Annotated in this window: 22 protein-coding genes; 15 read left to right on the forward strand and 7 right to left on the reverse strand. The window is 68.1% G+C overall.

Annotation, left to right across the window (positions count from 1 at the left end; genetic code table 11):
• The first annotated feature begins 96 nt into the window (after window positions 1-96).
• The 5 genes from DS843_RS25615 (at window position 97) to DS843_RS25635 (ending at window position 6,243) form a co-directional block, all read left to right on the forward strand.
• Complete coding sequence (locus DS843_RS25615; RefSeq protein ID WP_149471657.1) at window positions 97-1,557, forward strand: permease; 1,461 nt, start codon at window positions 97-99, stop codon at window positions 1,555-1,557.
• Window positions 1,558-1,609: 52 nt separating this feature from the next.
• Window positions 1,610-1,852 (forward strand): thioredoxin family protein, encoded by a 243-nt coding sequence (locus DS843_RS25620; protein ID WP_149471658.1) that lies wholly within the window; start codon window positions 1,610-1,612, stop codon window positions 1,850-1,852.
• A 355-nt stretch (window positions 1,853-2,207) separates the two neighbouring features.
• Entirely contained in the window at window positions 2,208-2,981 is a 774-nt protein-coding gene (gene arsH / locus DS843_RS25625) for an arsenical resistance protein ArsH (protein WP_149471659.1), read from the forward strand.
• A gap of 306 nt (window positions 2,982-3,287) precedes the next feature.
• Window positions 3,288-4,736: an NAD(P)-binding domain-containing protein gene (locus tag DS843_RS25630; protein WP_149471660.1), complete on the forward strand. Its 1,449-nt coding sequence runs from the start codon at window positions 3,288-3,290 to the stop codon at window positions 4,734-4,736.
• Between the two features lie 610 nt (window positions 4,737-5,346).
• Window positions 5,347-6,243 (forward strand): diguanylate cyclase, encoded by an 897-nt coding sequence (locus DS843_RS25635; RefSeq protein WP_149471661.1) that lies wholly within the window; start codon window positions 5,347-5,349, stop codon window positions 6,241-6,243.
• Between the two features lie 99 nt (window positions 6,244-6,342).
• Here the strand turns inward: DS843_RS25635 and DS843_RS25640 are convergent, their stop codons facing one another.
• On the reverse strand, window positions 6,343-6,561 hold the full coding sequence (locus tag DS843_RS25640; protein ID WP_286192314.1) for a hypothetical protein: 219 nt from the start codon (window positions 6,559-6,561) through the stop codon (window positions 6,343-6,345).
• A 498-nt stretch (window positions 6,562-7,059) separates the two neighbouring features.
• Here DS843_RS25640 and folP point away from each other — a divergent pair, with 498 nt between their 5' ends.
• Window positions 7,060-8,025, forward strand: a complete 966-nt coding sequence (folP, locus tag DS843_RS25645; protein WP_149471662.1) for a dihydropteroate synthase — start codon at window positions 7,060-7,062, stop codon at window positions 8,023-8,025.
• Window positions 8,026-8,086: 61 nt separating this feature from the next.
• Here the strand turns inward: folP and DS843_RS31940 are convergent, their stop codons facing one another.
• On the reverse strand, window positions 8,087-8,431 hold the full coding sequence (locus tag DS843_RS31940) for a hypothetical protein (protein ID WP_286192315.1): 345 nt from the start codon (window positions 8,429-8,431) through the stop codon (window positions 8,087-8,089).
• Between the two features lie 353 nt (window positions 8,432-8,784).
• Here DS843_RS31940 and DS843_RS25655 point away from each other — a divergent pair, with 353 nt between their 5' ends.
• The 3 genes from DS843_RS25655 to DS843_RS25665 all read left to right on the forward strand — a co-directional run bounded on the left by DS843_RS25655 (window position 8,785) and on the right by DS843_RS25665 (window position 12,572).
• Window positions 8,785-10,668: a methanol/ethanol family PQQ-dependent dehydrogenase gene (locus DS843_RS25655; RefSeq protein WP_149471663.1), complete on the forward strand. Its 1,884-nt coding sequence runs from the start codon at window positions 8,785-8,787 to the stop codon at window positions 10,666-10,668.
• Window positions 10,669-10,791: 123 nt separating this feature from the next.
• On the forward strand, window positions 10,792-11,229 hold the full coding sequence (locus tag DS843_RS25660; RefSeq protein ID WP_149471664.1) for a c-type cytochrome: 438 nt from the start codon (window positions 10,792-10,794) through the stop codon (window positions 11,227-11,229).
• A 23-nt stretch (window positions 11,230-11,252) separates the two neighbouring features.
• Complete coding sequence (locus DS843_RS25665; protein ID WP_286192316.1) at window positions 11,253-12,572, forward strand: quinoprotein dehydrogenase-associated putative ABC transporter substrate-binding protein; 1,320 nt, start codon at window positions 11,253-11,255, stop codon at window positions 12,570-12,572.
• Between the two features lie 29 nt (window positions 12,573-12,601).
• On the opposite strand, the gene DS843_RS25670 is transcribed toward DS843_RS25665, so the two are convergent.
• A complete protein-coding gene (locus DS843_RS25670; RefSeq protein WP_149471665.1) occupies window positions 12,602-13,222 on the reverse strand; it encodes a hypothetical protein in 621 nt (206 codons plus the stop codon).
• Window positions 13,223-13,280: 58 nt separating this feature from the next.
• Between DS843_RS25670 and DS843_RS25675 the strand changes: the two genes are divergently transcribed.
• The 6 genes from DS843_RS25675 to DS843_RS25700 all read left to right on the forward strand — a co-directional run bounded on the left by DS843_RS25675 (window position 13,281) and on the right by DS843_RS25700 (window position 17,672).
• Complete coding sequence (locus tag DS843_RS25675; protein WP_286192317.1) at window positions 13,281-13,787, forward strand: DUF3280 domain-containing protein; 507 nt, start codon at window positions 13,281-13,283, stop codon at window positions 13,785-13,787.
• A 62-nt stretch (window positions 13,788-13,849) separates the two neighbouring features.
• Window positions 13,850-14,272 carry a dihydroneopterin aldolase gene (locus DS843_RS25680; RefSeq protein WP_149471666.1) on the forward strand — a complete coding sequence of 141 codons (423 nt, stop codon included), beginning with the start codon at window positions 13,850-13,852 and terminating at the stop codon, window positions 14,270-14,272.
• Window positions 14,269-14,925, forward strand: a complete 657-nt coding sequence (locus DS843_RS25685; protein WP_149471667.1) for an amino acid kinase family protein — start codon at window positions 14,269-14,271, stop codon at window positions 14,923-14,925. The genes DS843_RS25680 and DS843_RS25685 overlap by 4 nt, the downstream gene beginning before the upstream one ends.
• Window positions 14,918-16,285, forward strand: coding sequence for a DUF6513 domain-containing protein (locus DS843_RS25690; protein ID WP_149471668.1), 1,368 nt, complete (start codon window positions 14,918-14,920; stop codon window positions 16,283-16,285). The genes DS843_RS25685 and DS843_RS25690 overlap by 8 nt, the downstream gene beginning before the upstream one ends.
• Window positions 16,282-16,875, forward strand: a complete 594-nt coding sequence (locus DS843_RS25695; RefSeq protein WP_149471669.1) for a DUF447 domain-containing protein — start codon at window positions 16,282-16,284, stop codon at window positions 16,873-16,875. Before DS843_RS25690 ends, DS843_RS25695 begins: the two co-directional genes overlap by 4 nt.
• Complete coding sequence (locus tag DS843_RS25700; RefSeq protein ID WP_149471670.1) at window positions 16,872-17,672, forward strand: (5-formylfuran-3-yl)methyl phosphate synthase; 801 nt, start codon at window positions 16,872-16,874, stop codon at window positions 17,670-17,672. Before DS843_RS25695 ends, DS843_RS25700 begins: the two co-directional genes overlap by 4 nt.
• Window positions 17,673-17,797: 125 nt before the next feature.
• On the opposite strand, the gene DS843_RS25705 is transcribed toward DS843_RS25700, so the two are convergent.
• The 4 genes from DS843_RS25705 to DS843_RS25720 form a co-directional block, all read right to left on the reverse strand.
• Window positions 17,798-18,235, reverse strand: a complete 438-nt coding sequence (locus DS843_RS25705) for a hypothetical protein (RefSeq protein ID WP_149471671.1) — start codon at window positions 18,233-18,235, stop codon at window positions 17,798-17,800.
• Between the two features lie 41 nt (window positions 18,236-18,276).
• Window positions 18,277-18,459 carry a hypothetical protein gene (locus DS843_RS25710; protein ID WP_149471672.1) on the reverse strand — a complete coding sequence of 61 codons (183 nt, stop codon included), beginning with the start codon at window positions 18,457-18,459 and terminating at the stop codon, window positions 18,277-18,279.
• An 87-nt stretch (window positions 18,460-18,546) separates the two neighbouring features.
• Window positions 18,547-19,362, reverse strand: coding sequence for an ABC transporter permease (locus DS843_RS25715; RefSeq protein WP_149471673.1), 816 nt, complete (start codon window positions 19,360-19,362; stop codon window positions 18,547-18,549).
• Window positions 19,359-20,153: an ABC transporter ATP-binding protein gene (locus DS843_RS25720; protein WP_208852320.1), complete on the reverse strand. Its 795-nt coding sequence runs from the start codon at window positions 20,151-20,153 to the stop codon at window positions 19,359-19,361. The genes DS843_RS25715 and DS843_RS25720 overlap by 4 nt, the downstream gene beginning before the upstream one ends.
• Window positions 20,154-20,339: the final 186 nt, after the last annotated feature.

The raw sequence follows: 20,339 nt of genomic DNA on the forward strand, positions 1-20,339 counted from the left end.
CCGGTCCCAGACCGCCATTGACGTGCGTCAGTGCGGTCGCTGCCTGGCGGCGGCATGCTGGTGCCACGCACCCCATCAACAGAGGGGGAAGGCATCATGGACACGTCCGCCCTTCCTGTGCAGGTCGTCCAGAGTGGACTCGGCAGCCTTGCATCCTATCTGGCCGCGCATGTGCTGCTGTGCCTCGTCCCGGCGTTTTTCATCGCGGGTGGGTTGGCCGCGCTGATGCCGAAAACGGCGGTCACCCGCTATCTCGGGCGCGGCGCGCCGAAGGCCATCGCCTACCCGGCGGCCACCGCAGCGGGCAGCCTGCTCGCCGTCTGTTCCTGCACCATCGTCCCGCTGTTCGCGGGCATCTACAAGAAGGGCGCCGGTCTGGGACCGGCAATCACCTTCCTGTTCTTCGCTCCCGCCGCCAACATTCTGGCGCTGACCTACACGGGAGCGGCGCTCGGCGCCGAGTTCGCGGCGGCGCGCTTCGTGCTGTCGCTGGCCTTCGGCATCGGCATCGGGATGATCATGGCGCTGCTCTTCAGGGAGGACGACCGTGCCCACGCCCTCGCGGCGGACGACGGCTTCGCTGGAAGCGACCGCGTGCAACCGGCCGCGCTCGTCCTCATGCTGCTGCTGGTGGGGCTGCTCGTCGCCGGAACGCTGAAGGTGGGCGTCCTGCTCGACAGCTACGCCAGCGTCACCTTGCCGATCCGCGGCATGGACGAGGTCGAGGCGACGCTGCATCGGCTCATCCCCTTCGATCCCAGCAAGGGAGAGGAAGGGATCGGCGCGCAGGGAGCGATCCTGGTCCTGCTTCTCGGTGTCATCGCGGCGGTGGCGCCGCGCGGACTGGCTCGGGTGGACGAGGGCTTCACCCGCTGGACCTGGGCGGCGCTGGGGCTGGTCGTGCTGACCCTGGCGGTCGCGGCCCTCGGCATGCAGCCGCACACCGACGGCGTCACGCTGCATCTGACTGGGAAGCTGGTCGGCGTGCTGGCGGCGATGGCGGCCATCGCCTGGGTCGCCCACCGCCACATCGACCCGTTCGAGGTGCAGCAATGGCTCTGGGAAAGCTGGCGCTTCGTCCGGCAGATCTTCCCGCTGCTGATCGTCGGCGTCTTCACCGTGGGGGTGTTGCGCGTGTTCATCCAGCCGGAGTGGGTGGAGACGATGGCCGGGGCCAACAGCGTGCTCGCCAATCTGGTCGGCGTCGTCTTCGGGGTGTTCATGTACTTCCCCACCCTGGTCGAGGTGCCGGTCGCCCAGATGTTCCTGTCATTGGGCATGCACCCGGGGCCGCTGCTCGCCTACCTGATGGCCGACCCCGAGTTGAGCCTGCAAAGCATCCTGATCACCGCCAGCATCATCGGCCCCAGGAAGGCATGGGCGTATGTCGGGCTGGTCGCTCTGTTCAGCACGGTGGCGGGCCTGACGTTCGGCGCGTGGAAGGATGGGAGCAGCCTGTGGATGCTCGCCGGGGGCTTGGCTGTATTCCTGACGCTGCTCGCCGCTGCCCTGTACGCCATCCATCGCAGGACCGGTCCCATGGCGAGGGCCACCTGATCGAGCAAACCGCTTTCCTATCCAACCAATCACAGGGAAGGAGAATCATCCAATGCGCGTCAAAGTCCTTGGGCCGGGTTGTGCCCGCTGCAAACGCCTGGAAGAACTGACACGGGAGGCGGCGCAGGAGGCTGGCATCCCCGTCGAGATCGAGCACGTCACGGATACGGCCCGGCTCCTCGACTATTCGGTCATGACCACGCCGGGGCTGGTCATCGACGAGACGCTCAAGATGTCCGGCCGGTTGCCGCGCCGCGAGGAAATCGTCGCATGGCTGAAGGAAGGCGCCCGTTAGGCCGGGTCTCGGGAAGCAGTATACGCCTCGGCTGATGACGGCCCCGATCGGTAGCGGTCCTCGGGATGAGGCGACGGCGGCAAAAGCGCCGAGCATCCGTTCCGAGTGAGCGGCGGACGCCGGTGTTCCCGGCTTCTTGCCGGCCAGGGCCACCGGCCAGACGGTGATCGGAGTTCAGCCCTGAGCGGCCATCGCCAACGGCGTGTTCAGCCGTGGCCACGCTGCGGTGTGCACGATCCGTGGCCGCAGCCTCCGATGGAGATGACGGAACGCGATCGCTGGTCGCCCTTGCCATCCACCCTACGCTTGGTCAGTGTGCACACGACCAGCCAAGAGGACGTTCCGCGAGCTCTGAATGACCGACTTCGAAACACCCGGGAGCGATGCCTTTCCCAGCTTGGACGAGCAATTCCTCGACGTCCCGGACCTGGGAAAGCTCGCTCCGGAGCGCCCATCGACGCACCCACCGCGCATCCTGCTGCTGTACGGTTCGCTCCGCGAGCGCTCCTACAGCCGCTTTCTCGCCGAGGAGGCGGCCCGCCTGCTGCGCCGCATGGGCGCGGAGACGCGGATCTTCGATCCGCGCGACCTGCCGCTGCCGGACAGCGTGCCCGCCGACCATCCCAAGGTGGTGGAATTGCGGGCACTGTCGCAGTGGTCGGAGGGACAGGTCTGGGTGAGCCCGGAACGCCACGGCACCATCACCGGCATCCTGAAATGCCAGATCGACTGGCTGCCGCTGGAGAGCGGCGGTGTCCGGCCGACGCAGGGGCGGACGCTGGCGGTGATGCAGGTGTCCGGCGGCTCGCAGTCCTTCAACGCGGTCAACGCCATGCGGGTGCTGGGACGCTGGATGAGGATGGTGACCATCCCGAACCAGAGCAGCGTGCCCAAGGCGTTCCAGGAGTTCGACGAGGCCGGGCGCATGAAGCCGTCGCCCTACTACGACCGCGTCGTGGACGTCATGGAGGAACTCTACAAGTTCACGCTGCTCGTCCGCGACCGCAGCGACTACCTGACCGACCGCTACAGCGAGCGCCGCGAGGCAGCGCGCAAGGCCGCGAGCGAGGCCGCGAGCGAGGCGCAGACCTTGGCGGCCGCCGCGATGAGTGGCGAGACGAACGCGTAGCGCTCCATCCCGGGCGGCGCGGACGCCGTCGCTGGCGGCGCCCTGGACGGTCGCGGGACGCACCCGGTCGCAGGCCCATATGGTGCGGTCTTTCGAGAAGTATCGAAATAAGCCTTGACGGGCGAACCGCTCCTTGTTATTCCGATATTCATCGAAATAACAACGGCGGTCGCGCCGGACGGCCCCGGCGGTGCAGCCAGCACCTTGAGTCGGCGTTCGGAACCCCTCTGCGCCCTATAATTACGGTATTCGCCGTAATACGGTATCAGGGAAAGCGTCTCGCCTCGGCAACCCAAGGGGAGAAGGATGATGACGAGCAGCACGCTTCCCGTTGTTGTGATCGGAGCCGGACCGGTGGGGTTGGCCGCTGCGGCGCACCTGCTGGCCCGCGGGGTTCCCCCGCTGGTGCTCGAGGCGGCGAGCGAGGTCGCGGCGAACATGCGCGACTGGGGCCATGTCCGCCTCTTCTCGCCGTGGCGCTACAACATCGACACGCAGGCCCGGTCGCTTCTGACGGGCTCCGGCTGGACGGCTCCGGACCTCGACACCATCCCGACCGGCCGGGAGGTTGTCGATCGGTATCTCCGGCCGCTGGCGGCGCTGCCCGAGATGGCCTCCCGGCTCCGGTTCGGCCACCGCGTCACGGCCATCAGCCGCCAACACATGGACAAGGTGAAGACCGGCGGCCGCGACGCGTCGCCTTTCCTGCTTCGCGTCGAGACGCCGGATGGGGAAACCGAGATCCTGGCCGCCGCCGTCCTCGACGCCTCCGGCACGTGGTCGACGCCGAACCCCATGGGCGCCAACGGCCTTCCGGCCATCGGGGAGACGGCTCACGCCGCTCGAATCCTCTACGGCATCCCGGACGCGACCGGGGGCCAGCGCAGCCGGTACGCGGGCAAGCGGACGGTCGTGGTCGGCTCCGGTCACTCGGCCGCCAACAGCCTGTTGGACCTGGCGCGCCTGGCCGGGCAGGAGCCGGGGACCGAGGTGGTGTGGGCCGTGCGCGGCACCGACCTGCGCCGGGCCTTCGGCGGCGGCGAGGCCGATGCCCTGGCGGCGCGCGGCGCCCTCGGTGCGGCGCTGCGGACCCTGCACGCCAGCGGCAGACTGGACGTGGTGAGCGGCTTCCGGGTGGCGACGGTCGCGACGGAAAGCGGCAAGCTGGTGCTCGTCGGTGCCGACGGTCGCCGCATCGAGAACCTCGACGAGATCGTCGTCGCGACCGGCCAACGACCCGATCTGGCGCCCCTGCGGGAGCTCCGGCTGAAGCTGGACCCCTGGCTGGAATGCAGCGAGGCGCTCGGGCCGCTCATCGACCCCAACCTGCACAGTTGCGGCACCGTCCGGCCCCACGGCGTGCGTGAACTCTCCCATCCGGAGGCGGGGTTCTACACCGTCGGAATCAAGAGCTATGGCCGCGCCCCGACGTTCCTGATGGCGACCGGGTACGAACAGGTGCGCTCGATCGCCGCCTTCCTGGCCGGGGACATCCAGGCTGCCCACGACGTGCAACTGGACCTGCCGGAGACGGGCGTGTGCAGCAGCGATCTGGGGCCAGAGCCACTGGCGGCGGCAGCGGGGAAGTGCTGCGGCGGCCCCGCCCCCGCGTCGGCCGACGCCTGCTGCATGGAGGATGCCGCCAGGAAGTCCGCGGGCGCGGTGGGCTGCGGCTGCGGGTCGCCTGCGGCCCGGGCCGGGGGCCAGATCGGCAAGCCCGCGATGCCGGGCTGCTGCGGGTCGAGCCTCGCATGACCGCGACGGCAAAGGCCGGGGCGGCGATCGCCCCGGCCCCCGGCCCGCTGCGGACCCGCCTCATCGCCGGTCTCGGGTTGTCGCAGATCGTTTCCTGGGGCACGCTGGTCTACAGCTTCCCGCTGCTGGCGGAGCCGACCATGCGGGCGGCGCGCGCGCCATGGACGGACGCCGGAACCGCGCCGGAACCGACCACAGCAGTCCACGCAAGAAGCGCCACTGACGCCGAGCCCTTTAACGGTTCACGGTATCCCAAACGGACCGTGACGCGGCGCGGCGGCGGCCATTCCCGGTCAAACGCCGTTACCCGACGCCATTTGTCCGTTCCTCAGACCCGCCGCCCGGGGGCCTCCCTGCGCGGCATCCGTCGTCCGTGCCCCTGCCCCTGCCCCGTCCGCGCGATTGAGCCGCTGCCGCGTCGGTGGTACACAAGCCGCAAGGTCACTGGAGGCCTTTCCCCGCCTGCGTTTGGCGGTTGTGATGGGCTGTCCCGCCCCATCCGCCACTGAGCTTCGGGGCCTCGGGCGCGAACAGACCTCGTAAATCCATACGAGCGTAACGCTTCCTTCAAAACACTGTGCTTCTTTGAAGCATCGGGCATGGAGGCGGCATGCGGATTTTGGTGGTGGACGATTCGCGCGTGGCGCGCACGGTGCTGTGCCGGCAACTTGAGGGCTTCGGCCATCAGACGGCTTTCGCCACGAGCGGTGCGGAGGCGTTGGACCGCTGCCGTGCCGAGCCCTTCGATATCGCGTTGGTGGACTTCCGCGTCGGCGATATGGAAGGCGTGGAGGCGTGCTGGCACCTGCGCGCGGCGCAGAGGGAGAGGCACCTTTACCTCATGCTGATGATTCCCGGCAGCATCACCAACCAGTTCTTCGAGGTGGTGGAGAACGGGGCCGACGAGTTCCTTCGCAAGCCGTTGGACTTGACGTGGTTGCGTGCCCGGTTGCTGGCCGCTTCCCGCGTGGTGGATATGCAGCGCCAGTTGGAACGCCTTGCAACCACCGACTCCCTGACCGGTGCGCTGAACCGCGGTCGCTTCATGGTTCGGGCGGGAGAGGAGGTGGCCCGGGCGCAACGTCACGGCCAGCCGCTGTCGGCAATCATGCTGGACATCGACCACTTCAAGAAGGTCAACGACACCTACGGCCACGCCACCGGCGACGAAGCGATCCGTGCCGTCGTCCGCGTCTGCCGCTCGATGGTGCGCGGCGCGGACGTGCTGGGCCGCCTGGGCGGCGAGGAGTTCGCCATCCTGCTGCCCGACACGCCGCCTCAGGGCGCGGCGCAACTGGCCGAGCGACTGCGCCGGCTGCTGGCGGAAGCCGAAGTGCGCATGCCCGGCGGCACGGGCGCGGCTTTGACGATCACCGTCAGCATCGGCGTCAGTGCGCTGCGGCCAGGAGAAGGAGCGGTCAGTGCATTGCTGGCGCGCGCGGACGAGGCGTTGTACCGCGCGAAGAATGGCGGGCGGAATCGGGTGGTGTGCGACGCGGCGGTGTAGGCGGGTTGCGGCCTTCCGTTCCACGGTCAATCAACGATTCGAACCGCGCCGGCTTGTCGGCACGCCCTTGCGCCTGGCGCTCGCGGCGAGAGCGGTCTCTTACGCGCCCTGTTGCTTGAACCGCTTGCCCACCGTGCATTTGATGCGCTGAAGCTCGTACTTGGGATGGTCGTTGATCCACTTGGCGCTCTCGATCTGACCGGCGATCGGGCAGCTTGACATGGTCAGGGGTTCGTCGTCGGGGACCATCGGGCTCACCGTCCGGCACTGGGTCGGATCGGACGCCAAGCAGAAAATCATCGACAAGGTAACAAGCATCGGGCGCTCCAAAGTGCTACGGCACACATCTGCCAAGGTCGAATGGATCGGTTTCAGCAAGCCGCATGCCATGCCCATGACAGGGATAGGATGACGGGAAATCGGCTGCCCAAAAATGAGCCAAGCGACACACTCGCCGTTTTATTAGGCATCAATGGTTAAGCAATGCCTAAACGGCGGCAGCATGAGGGGCCGGAGGTGTAGGCGATCAACCAGAAGAACCGCGCGCGCCGAAGGGTTGCCTGCGCTACCCTGAGAAGCTCCGACCGCAGGCTTCCGGGGCGGCTGCGGTCCGGAAACTCGGCGCCTTCCGCAGCGATCCCGATTTATTTCGGGAACTTCAAGCCTTGCCCACCGGCGCTTGCAGGAGGGATCGGCACCGTGGAACCCATCCAGAGCGATCCAACCGGCGAACCAACCGCCCGGCACCGTCCGCCCGTCCATCTGCGCCCGCTCGGCTTGCTGCCGCACGGATTGTCCCTGCCCCACGCGCGCCCCTTGGCCGGCGGATGGCTCAGTTTCGACCGGTGCGAGGTTGCTCACCGAAACGGCAAGTTCGTGGAACGCCGTATCGTGGGGTTGGACGACCATCGCCATTGGGCCGTCGGGATGCGGACTCTGCTCGACCGGTTGTCGGCACCCCGCCCCGCCGTCGGAGGGCTGTCGCTCAACCGGCCCCGCATCATGGGAATTCTCAATGTCACGCCGGACAGCTTCTTCGATGGCGGGCTTCATGCCGACGAGGAGCGCGCGGTCGAGCATGGCCTTGCCATGATGAACGACGGCGCGGACATCATCGATGTCGGAGCGGAGTCCACCCGCCCCGGCGCGCGGCCCATTCCGGCGGAGGAGCAGATGCGCCGGGCCATCCCCGTGCTCGCGCGTCTGGTCCGTCACGGGGCGATCGTTTCCATCGACACCCGCAGCGCCGCCGTCATGCGTGCCGCGCTGGACGCCGGAGCGACGATTCTCAACGACGTCTCGGCGCTGAGCCACGATCCGGACTCCCTCGGCGTCGCCGCGACCTCCACCGCGACCGTGGTTCTGATGCACATGCGCGGCGTTCCGGAGACCATGAACGCGGCCCCGGCCTACGTGGACACGGCGTTGGACGTCTTCGACGAGATCGAGCATCGCCTGCATGCCTGCGAAGGGGCGGGGATTCCGCGCGGTCGCATTCTCGTCGATCCGGGCATCGGCTTTGCCAAGACGATGACGCAAGGCGCATCGGTCGCCCGTGCGCTGTCCCTTTTCCATGGCACCGGTTGCGGGGTGCTGGTCGGCTTCTCGCGCAAGGGGCTCGTCAAGCGATGGGCCGACGGAACCGGGCCTGACGAGCGGCTTTCCGGCTCGCTCGCGGCGGCTTTGGCCGCATTCTCGCAAGGGGTGCAGATCGTGCGCGTCCATGACGTCGCGGCAACGGCGCAGGCGCGCGATGTCTGGGAAGCGTTCACATCCCGATGAGGCTCATGGGACGGTCATCATACCGGCGGCGGCTGAGCGGCATCTCCGAACGCCGTCCGCATCAGGCCCCGGGCTGTTCGCACCGCCACTGACGAACGTTCCATTTGGGATGTTCCATCAGCCAATTCACGACATGGGCATAGCTGTTGCGCGTGCACGCGATCGATGTCGGAAACCGCTCGATGGACGATGGACGCTCGATTGCGCATTGGTCCGGCTGCATGGCCAGACATATCACCAGAACCAGTTCAAACATGGATCGCTCTTCCTGTACGGGATGCCGGTCGCCAAGGCCGATGGAGACCGGAACAACGCTGTCAACAGGCGGCGCCGTGTTTTTCGTCGGCGAGGCGAAACACAAACCGGTCCTTGTTGCGCCGCCCTGAGCCACGCTGCTTTGCAGCAAATATTGCTGCTTTGCACAACAAAAACTCCGAAACTGAAAATAAATAAGCCAAAAAATTTCATTTCAAAGGATTATCTACTTACCTCCTATTTGCGAGTGCTTGCGACGAAAACTGCGATAAGCAGACTGTTTTGCGTTTTCTATTCGGCAGAGCCTTGACGAGAACATGGTCCCAATATAGCATTAAGTCCCAATTTAGCGCCACGTCTTCTGAATTTTTCAATTCAGAAAGAGTCATTTCGCGCAACAACGCCCGTTTGCATTCGGTACTGCGCCAACAAGCACGAACCCATTGGATTTGGGACCCATTGGTTTTGGGGTTAACAAAAAGCGCCACCACGGGAGGGATCGTCATGAAGGTATTGTCTCGATGGCTTCTGGCGTCGGTCGCAATCGTTGCTGCCGGTTCCGTTTCTGCGAACGACAGCGTTATGAAGAATGAGGCGAACCCGAACAACTGGGCGTCTCAGCTCGGCAACTATGCCGGACAGCGTTACAGCCCGCTCGACCAAATCAACACCGGCAACGTCAAGGACCTTCAAGTCGCCTGGTCTTTCTCGACCGGAGTTCTGCGCGGCCACGAAGGCGGTCCGATCGTCGTCGGCGATGTGATGTACATCCACACGCCTTTCCCCAACAAGGTCTTCGCTCTGGATTTGAACAATCCCGGGCGCGTCATCTGGAAGTATGAATCGGTCCAGGACCCGACCGTCATCCCGGTCATGTGCTGCGACACGGTCAACCGCGGCGTTGCGGTCGCGGACGGCAAGGTCTTCCTGGCGCAGGCCGACAACACGCTGGTCGCTCTCGACGCGAAGACCGGCAAGGAACTTTGGAAGGCCAAGAACGGCGATCACACCAAGGGCGAAACCCTGACGGCGGCCCCGCTGGTGGTCAAGGACAAGGTCTACGTCGGCATCAGCGGCGGCGAGTTCGGCGTGCGCGGGCATCTGACGGCCTATGACACGAACAGCGGCAAGATGGTGTGGCGGGCCTTCTCGACCGGCCCCGACACCGACGTGAAGATCGACCCGCAGAAGACGACGATGATGGGCAAGCCCATCGGGCAGAAGGATCTCGGCGTTTCCACATGGCCGGGCGAGGAATGGAAGCGGGGCGGCGGGACGACCTGGGGCTGGTACACCTACGATCCGGCGCTCAACCTGATCTATTACGGCACCGGCAACCCGGGCACCTGGAACCCGGTCCAGCGGGCCGTCGACAACGACCGGAACAAGAGCGACAACAAATGGTCGATGACCATCTTCGCGCGCGACCCCGAAACCGGTGAGGCAAAGTGGGTCTACCAGAAGACGCCCTTCGACGAATGGGACTTCGATGGCGTCAACGAGAACATCCTGGCCGACATTCCCATCAACGGCCAGACGCGCAAAGTCCTGGTCAACTTCGACCGCAACGGCTTCGCCTACACCCTGGACCGTGAAACCGGCGAGTTGCTCGTCGCGCAGAAGTTCGACCCGACGGTCAACTGGGCGACCGACGTCGACATGAAAACCGGGCGTCCGAACGTCGTCGACAAGTACAGCACCTTCGCCAACGGCGAAGACAAGAACACCGCCGCCGTCTGTCCCGCCGCCCTCGGCACGAAGGACCAGCAGCCGGCGTCCTTCTCGCCGGACACCGGGTTGTTCTATGTCCCGACGAACCACATCTGCATGGATTACGAGCCCTTCTCGGTCTCCTACACCGCCGGTCAGGCCTATGTCGGCTCGACGGTCTCCATGTACCCGACGCCGAACTCGCACGGCGGCATGGGCAACTTCATCGCCTGGGACGCGGCGGCCGGCAAGATCGTCTGGTCGCGGCCGGAGCGCTTCGCGGTGTGGAGCGGCGCCCTGTCCACCAAGGGCGGCGTGGCTTACTACGGGACACTCGAAGGCTATCTCGTCGCCGTCGACATGAAGGACGGCAAGGAGCTGTGGCGGTTCAAGACCCCGTCCGGCATCATCGGCAACGTCAACACCTACACGCACAACGGGAAGCAGTATGTGGCCGTCCTGTCCGGCGTCGGCGGCTGGGCGGGCATCGGTCTCGCCGCCGGCCTGACCCAGGAATCCGGGGCGAACCAGTGGCACCAGGCCGTCCATCCCGGACGGACGGGAGGCACGGGGGTGTCGACCGCCGGTCTGGGCGCGGTCGGCGCCCACCAGTCGCTGGGCGAGTATACCCAGCTCGGCGGGGTCCTGACGGTGTTCCACATCCCGGACCAGAGGTGATCGGCAGACCTGCCCCCGGTGCCGCAACGCACCGGGGGCTTCGCTTTCCGGCCCACACTCTTCCGGCCCACACCCTTCCGGCTCACACTGCGGCCCGGCGTCCGGGCGAGGATTTCGACACACATGAAACGCAGACTTGGCTTGCTGACCGGCATGCTGACCGCGGGCACCGTCGTCTGTTTCGCCGCTCTGGCGGAGGACAAGCCCGTCACCGCGGACGGGGTGCCGACCTACATCGTCAAGGACGGTCAGGTGGACAGGGGAACCTACAACGGCTATCGGCGCTTCCACGCGACCTGCCACACCTGCCACGGCTTCGACGCATCGGGATCGTCCTTCGCTCCCAGCCTGACGGACTCCCTCAAGCGCATCGGCTATGACGAGTTCAAGGAGGTCGTCGTCAACGGCCGCCAGAACCAGGGCGCCACCGGTGACCGGGTGATGCCCTCCTTCGGCCTGGACCCGAACATCATGGAGCATCTGGACGACATCTACCGCTACCTGAAAGCGCGCGCGGACGGCGCGCTGCCCGGAGGGCGTCCGCAACGCCTCGGCGGTTGATCCGGCAGACGGGAGGCACATTCATGGCGGCGATGCGCAGAGGCGTTCTTTCCGTCGCGGCTGCGGCCGCGGTGCTTGCCGGCACCGCGGCCCCGCCGGCCCTGGCCGTCGAGGTGACGGACCGGGAATCCGTGCGGGTCTGCGCCGACGGAAACCTGCTGCCCTACTCCAACGAGAAGCTGGAAGGCTTCGAGAACGAGATCGCCCGGCTGATCGGGGAGGACCTGAAGAAGCCGGTGACCTATTACTGGTGGCCCCAGACCATCGGCTTCGTCCGCAACACGCTGCGCGCGCGGCAGTGCGATCTCGTGATGGGCACGGCGTCCGGCGAAGAGCAGATGCAGAACACCAACCCCTACTACCGGACCGTCTACGCTCTGGTCTACCGTACGAAATCGGGCATCCAGGCGGAGACCGTGGGCGACCCGTCCCTGAAGGACGCCCGCATCGGCGTCGTCGAGAAGACTCCCGCGGTCAACCTCCTGCGGCGTTACGGCATCATCCGGACCGAGCCCTACCAGCTCAACACGGACACGCGCACGAACAACCCGGCCCGCGACGCCATCGCGGACGTGGCCGCCGGGAAGACCGACGCCGCGGTGATCTGGGGACCGATCGCCGGCTATTTCGCCGCCCAGCAGGCGGAACCGCTGACCGTCGTGCCGCTGGTCAAGGAGCCGCCGACGGCCCGGCTGCAATTCAACATCTCCATGGGCATCCGCGCCGACGAACCGGAGTGGAAGCACTGGCTCAACGACTTCATCAAGCGCCGCCAGGACGACATCGATCGCATCCTCCTGCGTTATCACGTCCCGATCATCGGACCGGACGGCGCGCTCAAGACGGCCGCCGCCCTGGAGCCGCCGGACTACCGGATGGACCATTACCGCGCCCCGACCCCCGCCGGCCTGTCCGGCGCGTCCACCGTGACCCTGGCGGAATTGCGCGGGTTGATCGAACGCTTCCCGGACACGCGGCTGATCGACGTGATGCCGGCGGCGCCGCGCCCGGCGGACCGACCCGCTTCGGCGGTGTGGGTTCCTCCGCCCCGCCGCAGCCTGCCGGGGGCGGTCTGGCTGCCCAACGTCGGCTACGGCAGCCTGTCCGGCGACCAGGAACGCTATTTCCGCGCCGGGCTGGAGGCGCTGAGCAAAGGGAACCGGGAGCCCCGGCTGGTCTTCTTCTGCGAGCCGGACTGCTGGATGTCCTGGAACGCCGCGAAGCGCGCCGTGGAGTGGGGCTATGGCAACGTCTACTGGTATTCCGACGGCGCCATGCGGTGGCAGGAGGCGGGCTACGCGCTGGAGACGGTTCAGCCCTTCGCCGGCGGCGCCTCGAACTGAGCGTGTGCCGTCCTGAATCGAGGTGGCCTTCAGTCCAGGCGGGCGGCGATGACGCGCGCGATGCGGCCCGCCTTCCGTTCGATCTGGACCGGCTGGTCGCACAGCGCCGTCTGATGGCGCCGCCGTTCGTCGAGGATGCGCCGACGCCAGGCGATGTCCTCCCGCAGGACCGCCGCCTCGGGGGCATCGGCGGGAAGCCCGTTGAGGCGGGTCAACGCCTTGTCGATGCTGTCGAGCAGGTCGCGCTGCTGGTGGGCATAGCGCCGGATGGCCGCGATGGCTTGGCCGCGCTCCTGGTTGAGCGCGTCGAAGGCACCGGCGAACAGGGCGGTAAGGGCCGCGTTGCGGTCCGCCCCGGTCTTCGTCCCACTGGCTTCCAGTTGATCGGCGAACCGGTCGATCACCGCCTGTTCCTGCTCCGGATCGAGCCGGCGGTTGAGGACCTGCTTCAGAACCGGTTCGACGCCGGGAATGTCGCGCCAGTCCCCCTCCCTCCCCTCGATGGGCTCGCCGGGCCAGATCTGGCCGGACGACAGGGCCGGAACCAGGACCTGGACGCAGGGCCAATCCGGATCGCCGCCCCCGGCGGCACCCGCCGGGACGGCCCCCAGGATGAGGAATGCGGCGACGAGAGCGGAGTGGTGACGCATGGTACGATTCTGCAGGACGTCGGGCCGGTCTGCCCATCCGGTCATTCGGATAAGGCCGATGGAATTCGTCCTGGCGGCGGCCCTGCCGCTGGCTCTGCTGCTGGCGTCCCCCGCCCCGGCTGCGGCGGAGACGCCGGTCAAGGTGATGGTCTTCGACGTCGAGCTGGTCGACACCAGCCAGGAGGGTCCCGATCCGGACCATCCCGGAAGGCTGGAGCGGGTGACGGCGCTCCTGCGCGACGGGTTGAGGGATGGCGGCTTCGAGGTGACCGCCGCACGCGACAGCGCCATCGCCGCGGAGCTTCCGGCGACGCTGCGCCAGTGCAACGGATGCGAACTCGACCTGGGGCGCCGGGCGGGCGCGGATGTCGTGGTGACGGGATTCATCCATAAGATCAGCACGCTGATCCTGAACATGCAGATTATAATGCGCCGAAGCGGAGACGGCGGCATCGTCGCCGTCGGAAACGCGGACATCCGCGGCGACAACGAACGGTCATGGCGGCGCGGTGTCGAATGGCTGCTGCGTCACCGTCTTCTCGCCGCACCGCCGTCCGACCGGTGACGCATTCCGAAGCATCCGAGGCGGGGGAACCGACCTTCGCCCGACACGGGGAGGAGGATCGCTTGGCCGACGACGCTTTGCTCTCCGATGTGCCGTACCGCCCGGCGGCGAGCCGCCTCCGGTACTACGACATCACCCTGCGCGATTACGTGGACCGGTTCAGGATCGGGGTCTGGGACCAGGAGAAGGGGCGCACGCAGCGCGTCCGGATCAACGTCTCGCTGACGCTCCCCTGGCCCGACCGCCCGATGACCGACAACCTGGACGAGGTGCTGTCCTACGATTTCCTGATCGACGGCATCCGCGCCCTGCGCGACGGCGCGCACGTCCACCTCGTCGAGACGCTGGGCGACCGGATACTCGCCCTGTGCTTCGCCAACCCGAACGTGGTGCGGGCTCGGGTCCAGGTGGAGAAGCTGGACGTCGTGCCGGAATCCGGCGGCGTCGGCGTGGTCATCGAGCGTTCCCGTCCAGAGGGATCATGAGCAGCGCGCCGCTGTGGGTGGTGAAGCTGGGCGGCAGCCTGTGGCGCGCCCCGGAACTGCGGCGCTGGCTGGAGATTTTGGCCGCGGCGCGGCGCCTGCGGGTCGTGGTCGTCCCCGGGGGCGGCCCCTTCGCCGACGCCGTGCGCGACGCCCAGCCGGCGCTCGGCTTCGGCGACCGCGCCGCGCACCGCATGGCGCTGCTGGCGATGGAGCAGTACGGGACCGCGCTGGCCGACCTGGAGCCGCGCCTGACGCCCGCCCGCACCCCCGCCGACCTGCGCGGCCTGCCCAGCCCGACCGTCTGGATGCCGCTTCCCCTGGCCGATGGCGCCGACGTGGCCGAAAGCTGGGACGTCACGTCCGACAGTCTGGCGGTCTGGCTGGCCGGAGCGCTCGGCGCCGCCTGCGCGGTGCTGGTCAAATCCGCCGCCCTGCCGGATGCGGCCACCCCGGTGTCCCGCCTCGTCGCGGACGGCGTGGTCGATCCGGCGCTGCCGGACCGCCTGGACCGTTTCGGCGGAACCGTCTGGTGCGTGTCGAAGGACGATCACCGGCGCTTCGCCGAAGCGCTGGACCAGGGCAACCCGTGCGGCACCCGCCTGACCGGGGCCGTCGATGGGCAGGACTCCGATGGCCAGGCCCCCGATGGCTGAGCATCCAAAACACGTCCTGTTCCTGACCGGCGCGTTGGCCGAACCGCGCCTGCGCCGCGTGCTCGCCGCGCTGGAGCCGCTGGATTTCCGGGCCACGGTGGTCAATCTCGGCATCAAGGTCGCGGCGCTGGCGACGACGGAGATCGTGCTGCGCCGCCTCGCCTCGACCGAAGGGGCCGACCTCGTGCTTCTGCCGGGCCGGTTCCGCGGGGACCTCGACCGGCTGTCCGCCCATTTCGGCGTGCCCTTCGAGCGCGGCCCCGACGAGTTGGAGGATCTGCCCCAGCATTTCCGGCGTCAAGCCGCCCCGGTCGATCTCAGCCGCCACCGCACGGGCATCTTCGCCGAGATCGTCGAGGCGCCGCTGCTCGGCGTGCCGGCCATCCTGGAGCGCGCCGCCCGGTTCCAGACGGACGGGGCGGACGTGATCGACCTCGGATGCCTGCCCGAACATCCCTTCCCCCATCTGGAGGAGGCGGTGACGGCGCTGCACGACGCCGGCCATACGGTCAGCGTCGATTCCCTCGATCCCAAGGAGCTTCTGCGCGGTGCGGCGGCGGGCGCCTCCTACCTGCTGAGCCTGACCGAAGCGACGGCCTGGGTCGCCCGCGAGACGGACGCGGTGCCCATCGTCATCCCCACCACGCCGGGCGATCTCCCGTCGCTGTACCGGGCGCTGGACGCGATCCGCGCGGAGGGCCGACGCTGCATCGCCGACCCGATCCTGGAGCCGATCCATTACGGCTTCACCGACTCCCTGCTCCGCTACCGAGAGGTCCGGGCGCGCCATCCCGATCTGGAAATCCTGATGGGTGTCGGCAACGTGACCGAACTGACGGACGCCGACACGCCGGGGATGGTCGCGCTGCTGATGGGCATCGTGTCGGAACTGCGGATCGACCATATCCTGGCGGTGCAGGTCAGCCCCCATTGCCGCCGGACCATCCGCGAGTTCGACGCGGCGCGACGGCTGTTCTTCGCCGCATCGGAAGTCGGCGCCCTGCCCCGCAACTTCGGCGATGCCCTGCTCTGCCTGCGCGACCGCAAGCCATTCGTCAGCACGCCGGAGCAGGTGACGGACCTCGCCGCCCGCATCCGCGACCCGAATTACCGGATCGAGGTGACGGAGCAGGGCATCCATATCTACAACCGTGACGGGCATCATGTGGGCGACGACCCCTTCGCCCTGTTCCCGCACATCGACGTCCGCGGCGATCCGGGGCACGCCTTCTACTTGGGGGCGGAGCTGTCGCGCGCGCAGATCGCCTGGCAACTCGGCAAGCGCTACAGCCAGGACGGCGAACTGCGCTGGGGCGTTGCGGTGGACGCGCCGGACGAGGACGGAGGGCGCAAGACGTGACCTTCATACGGGAAACCATCGTCACGAGCTGCGATGCGGCGGGCAACGTCCATGTCGCGCCTATGGGCGCCACGGTGACGGAGACCGGCTATGTCCTGGCCCCCTTCCGCCCGTCGCGCACGCTCGACAACCTGCTCGCCACGCGCTGCGCCGTGGTGAACTTCACCGACGATGTCCGGGTGTTCGCCGGCTGCGTCACCGGGCGGCGGCGCGACTGGCCGACCGTCCCGGCGGAGCGCATCCGCGGCAGCGTGCTCGCCGGAGCGCTGGCGCACGAGGAGGTGGAGGTGGTCGTGGTGGAGGATGACGGCCTGCGCCCCCGCCTGGACTGCCGCCCGGTGCATCTCGTCACCCACCAGCCCTTCCGCGGCTTCAACCGGGCGCAGGCGGCGGTGGTCGAAGGGGCGATCCTGGTCAGCCGCCTGCACCTCCTCCCGCCCGGGAAGATCGACCGCGAGATGGAGTATCTGTCCATCGCCATCGGGAAGACCGCCGGTCCCGTGGAACGGGAAGCCTGGGGCTGGCTGCTCGACCGCATCGCCGAACACCGGGCGCGAGAACACCGAGCGGACGGGGGAAGCGCGTCGTGACCCGGCTGCTGGCGAGCGTCGCAACCCTTGATGAATTGGCCGTCGCCGCGCGGGGCGGGGCGGACATCCTGGATTTGAAAGACCCTAAGGCCGGAGCCCTGGGCGCATGGCCGCTGGACGGCATCGCCCACGCCGTGGCCGCAGCCCGCCTGTGGCCCGTCCGCCCGCCGCTGAGCGCCACCGTGGGCGACCTGCCCATGGACCCCGCGGCGGTGACGGAACGCGTGGCCGACACCTGGGCCTGCGGTGTCGATTACGTGAAGATCGGGCTGTCGCCGGACGGCGATCCGGCGGGCTGCGTGGCCGCGCTGGCGCCGCAGGCGCGGCGGGGCGCCCGCATCGTCGCGGTGTTGTTCGCCGACCAATGGGACGACGCCAACCGCCTGCTTCCCGGCGTCGCGCGGGCCGGCTTCGCCGGGGCCATGCTCGACACCGCCGGAAAGGGTGCGGGAGGATTGCTGCGGCACAAGACGCCCGACGAGTTGGCGCGCTTCGTGGAGCAGGCGCGCCGCCTCGGCCTGCTCACCGGTTTGGCCGGTTCGCTGAGGCTGGAGGACATCCCGGCGCTGCTGCCGCTCGCCCCCGACTATCTGGGCTTCCGCACGGCGCTTTGCGCCGGCGCGGACCGGGGCGGCGCGCTGGACCCGACCGCGCTCGCCGCGATCCGCGACGCCATTGCATTCGACATTGATCCCTCTCCCGTCTCGGGAGAGGGTGCCTGCGAAGCAGGCTCTCGCGCTGGCTGGAAGCCAGCGCTGACGCGGCAGGCGGACCTTCGGTCCGCCGAGAGCGGGTGAGGGTCGCACGAGAATCAAGGCGCTGAGCCGTGCCAACACCCTCACCCTTCCCGCGCGTTGCGCGGGCCCCTTCCCTCTCCCGGGGCGGGAGAGGGTATGTTGAACGCGATTACCGGGACGAGCGTCTATTGCCCCGACCCCTGCTTCGGCGGCTCGGACGTGTTGTTGCCCCCCTGCGAAACGGAGCCGCCGCCGATGGTGCCCTGCCGCTGCCCAGCCAGGGAGTTGTCCGGCAGCGCACCCGACGTACCGCCGGAAGCGCCGCCAGTGGCGCCGGGAGCCGTGGAACCGGACGTGGAACCGGACGTGCCGCTCTGCGCGCCGCCTTGGGTGGTCGTGCCGCCGATGGTGCCCTGCCGCTGTCCGGGCAAGGAGTTGTCCGGCAGGGCGCCGGTCGATGGGCTGGTGCTTTGGCTGCCGGTTCCCTGGGTCGCGGCGCCACCCGTCGTGGATTGGGCCGTCGTGGATTGGGCCGTCGTGGACTGGGCGGACGCCGGAACCGTCGCGGCGGCCACGGCCAGGGCCAGCACGGACGCGCCGGCCAGGATGTGCAGTTGATTCATGGGACAAATCCTCGCTTGGTGTTGGGAGATCGTGACGGCACTCACCGCTCGTCCTTCGCGCTCCGGTTCCGGCGCGATGCCTCCCCCATGTGCCCGATGTCGTCCTTCGCCTGCTTGTCCCGCCCGGCGTCCTGCGGTTCGTCCTTCTTGAAGTCCTGCTTGCTGCCGAGAACGCTCTTCTCGCCGCGGGGCTGGTCCTGATCCTTGTCGGATTTTGCGGTCATGACGTTTTCCTCCACCCGACCCGCCCGGCGGGATGACCGGACGGTCGTCTCATCCGTCAACCGGAGGTCGCCCGCCGCGGTTCCGACTTACCCCTGTTCCGCCGGGCCGCCGCGGCGGGCCCAGAAGCCACGCCCCGGATCGTAGGCGAGGATCGCCGCCCCCAGGAACAGGGCGAGGCAAGCGGCCACGGCCAGGAAGGCCGTGCCGTTGAATTGCAGGTACAGCGCGAAGCGGATCAGCTCGACGGCCTGCGTGAAGGGGTTGACCTCGGCGATCCAGGCGAGCGTCGGGCTGCCCTCGCGGATGCGCCACAGCGGGTAGAGCGCCGAGGAGGCGAAGAACATCGGGAAGATGACGAAGTTCATCACGCCCGCGAAATTCTCCAATTGCCGAATGAAGGAGGACAGCAGAAGGCCGAGCGCCCCCAGCATCAGCCCGCTCAGCACCAAGGCCGGCAACACGGCGAGGTAGCCGAGTTCGGGCGGCTGGACGTTCCAGAGGCGGGCGATGGCGAAGAAGACGTAGACCTGGGCGATCGACACCAGCACGCCGGCCAGCAGCTTGCAGACCAGCAGGTACCAGCGCGGCAGCGGGCTGACCAGCAGGGTCTTCATGCTGCCCGTCTCCCGGTCGTAGACCATGGACAGCGAACTCTGCATGCCGTTGAAGAGCTGGATCATGCCGACCAGCCCCGGCGTCACGTAATCCTCGTACAGGATGTAGGTCTCGTAGGGCGGAATGATCGACAGGCCGAGCACCGCGCGGAAGCCCACCGCGAAGATGCCCAGCCAGACCAGCGGTCGCACCAGGGCGGCGAAGAACCGCTCGCGCTGGTGCACGAAGCGCAGCCCCTCGCGGACGATGATCGCGCGCAGGCACCGCCAGTAGAGCGTCGCGTTCATCCCTGCACCCCCGTCTCCGTCAGCCGCGCGAAGGCTTGACCCAAGGTCGCGGAACCGGTGGCGGCGCACAGTTCCTCCACCAGCCCGGCGGCCAGCACGCGCCCGCGGTGCAGCACCACCACGCCGTCGCCGTCGCGCGCCTCGTCGATCAGATGGGTCGCCCAGAGCACGGCCAGCCCCCGTTCCCGGCAGAGGTCGTGCACATGGTCGAGCACCTGCCGGCGCAGCTCAATGTCCAGCCCGACGGTCGGCTCGTCCAGCAGCAGCAGGCTCGGGCGGTGAAGCAGCGCGCGGGCGATCTCCACCCGCCGCCGCTGCCCGCCCGACAGGGTGCGAACCCGCTCGTCCGCGCGCTCGGCCAAGCCGATGCGGGCCAGTTCCTCACCCGCCCGCGCCTCGATCTCGGCAGGCGCCAGACCGTGCAGCCCGCCGTGGTAGCGCAGGTTCTGGATGACGGTCAGGTCCGGGTCGAGCGTCGGCTGCTGGAACACCACGCCGATGCGCGCCAGCGCCTGGGTGGGGTGCCGGCGCATGTCGAAGCCGAAGACCCGGATGCTGCCCCGGCGGGTGTTGTAGATCCGCGTGATCAGGGAGAACAGCGTCGTCTTTCCGGCTCCGTTGAGCCCCAGCAGCACGGCGAACCGCCCCGCGGGAATGCCGAACGACACGTCGTCCAGGACCGTCCGCTTCCCGAAGCTGTGGCTCAGCCCCTCGACCGCCAGGACCGGGTCCGCGACGGGCTCGCCGGAAATGGCGCGCGGATCGGAAGCCGCCGTTTCGAAACAGGCCATGCCGTCTCCATCGCCGGGAGATTGGTGCGTTCGCTTAAATAGCCCTCATTAATTAGCCCTCTCCCCCCTGGGGAGAGGGTGCCCGCGAAGCGGGCGGTGAGGGGGTTGCGCTTTTGCCGGACGCACCAACACGCGCAACCCCCTCACCCTAACCCTCTCCCCGGAGGGGAGAGGGGACATTGCCCT

This window comes from Roseomonas genomospecies 6, assembly GCF_008365375.1.
Classification (GTDB): Bacteria; Pseudomonadota; Alphaproteobacteria; order Azospirillales; family Azospirillaceae; genus Azospirillum.

What these genes read in the sequence shown, in the direction of transcription:
- DS843_RS25615 (WP_149471657.1), top strand. Translation starts at nt 97, where the DNA reads ATGGACACGTCCGCCCTTCCTGTGCAGGTCGTCCAGAGTGGACTCGGC.
- DS843_RS25620 (WP_149471658.1), top strand. Translation starts at nt 1,610, where the DNA reads ATGCGCGTCAAAGTCCTTGGGCCGGGTTGTGCCCGCTGCAAACGCCTG.
- arsH (WP_149471659.1), top strand. Translation starts at nt 2,208, where the DNA reads ATGACCGACTTCGAAACACCCGGGAGCGATGCCTTTCCCAGCTTGGAC.
- DS843_RS25630 (WP_149471660.1), top strand. Translation starts at nt 3,288, where the DNA reads ATGATGACGAGCAGCACGCTTCCCGTTGTTGTGATCGGAGCCGGACCG.
- DS843_RS25635 (WP_149471661.1), top strand. Translation starts at nt 5,347, where the DNA reads ATGCGGATTTTGGTGGTGGACGATTCGCGCGTGGCGCGCACGGTGCTG.
- DS843_RS25640 (WP_286192314.1), bottom strand. Translation starts at nt 6,561, where the DNA reads ATGCTTGTTACCTTGTCGATGATTTTCTGCTTGGCGTCCGATCCGACC.
- DS843_RS25655 (WP_149471663.1), top strand. Translation starts at nt 8,785, where the DNA reads ATGAAGGTATTGTCTCGATGGCTTCTGGCGTCGGTCGCAATCGTTGCT.
- DS843_RS25660 (WP_149471664.1), top strand. Translation starts at nt 10,792, where the DNA reads ATGAAACGCAGACTTGGCTTGCTGACCGGCATGCTGACCGCGGGCACC.
- DS843_RS25665 (WP_286192316.1), top strand. Translation starts at nt 11,253, where the DNA reads ATGGCGGCGATGCGCAGAGGCGTTCTTTCCGTCGCGGCTGCGGCCGCG.
- DS843_RS25670 (WP_149471665.1), bottom strand. Translation starts at nt 13,222, where the DNA reads ATGCGTCACCACTCCGCTCTCGTCGCCGCATTCCTCATCCTGGGGGCC.
- DS843_RS25675 (WP_286192317.1), top strand. Translation starts at nt 13,281, where the DNA reads ATGGAATTCGTCCTGGCGGCGGCCCTGCCGCTGGCTCTGCTGCTGGCG.
- DS843_RS25685 (WP_149471667.1), top strand. Translation starts at nt 14,269, where the DNA reads ATGAGCAGCGCGCCGCTGTGGGTGGTGAAGCTGGGCGGCAGCCTGTGG.
- DS843_RS25690 (WP_149471668.1), top strand. Translation starts at nt 14,918, where the DNA reads ATGGCTGAGCATCCAAAACACGTCCTGTTCCTGACCGGCGCGTTGGCC.
- DS843_RS25705 (WP_149471671.1), bottom strand. Translation starts at nt 18,235, where the DNA reads ATGAATCAACTGCACATCCTGGCCGGCGCGTCCGTGCTGGCCCTGGCC.
- DS843_RS25710 (WP_149471672.1), bottom strand. Translation starts at nt 18,459, where the DNA reads ATGACCGCAAAATCCGACAAGGATCAGGACCAGCCCCGCGGCGAGAAG.
- DS843_RS25715 (WP_149471673.1), bottom strand. Translation starts at nt 19,362, where the DNA reads ATGAACGCGACGCTCTACTGGCGGTGCCTGCGCGCGATCATCGTCCGC.
- DS843_RS25720 (WP_208852320.1), bottom strand. Translation starts at nt 20,153, where the DNA reads ATGGCCTGTTTCGAAACGGCGGCTTCCGATCCGCGCGCCATTTCCGGC.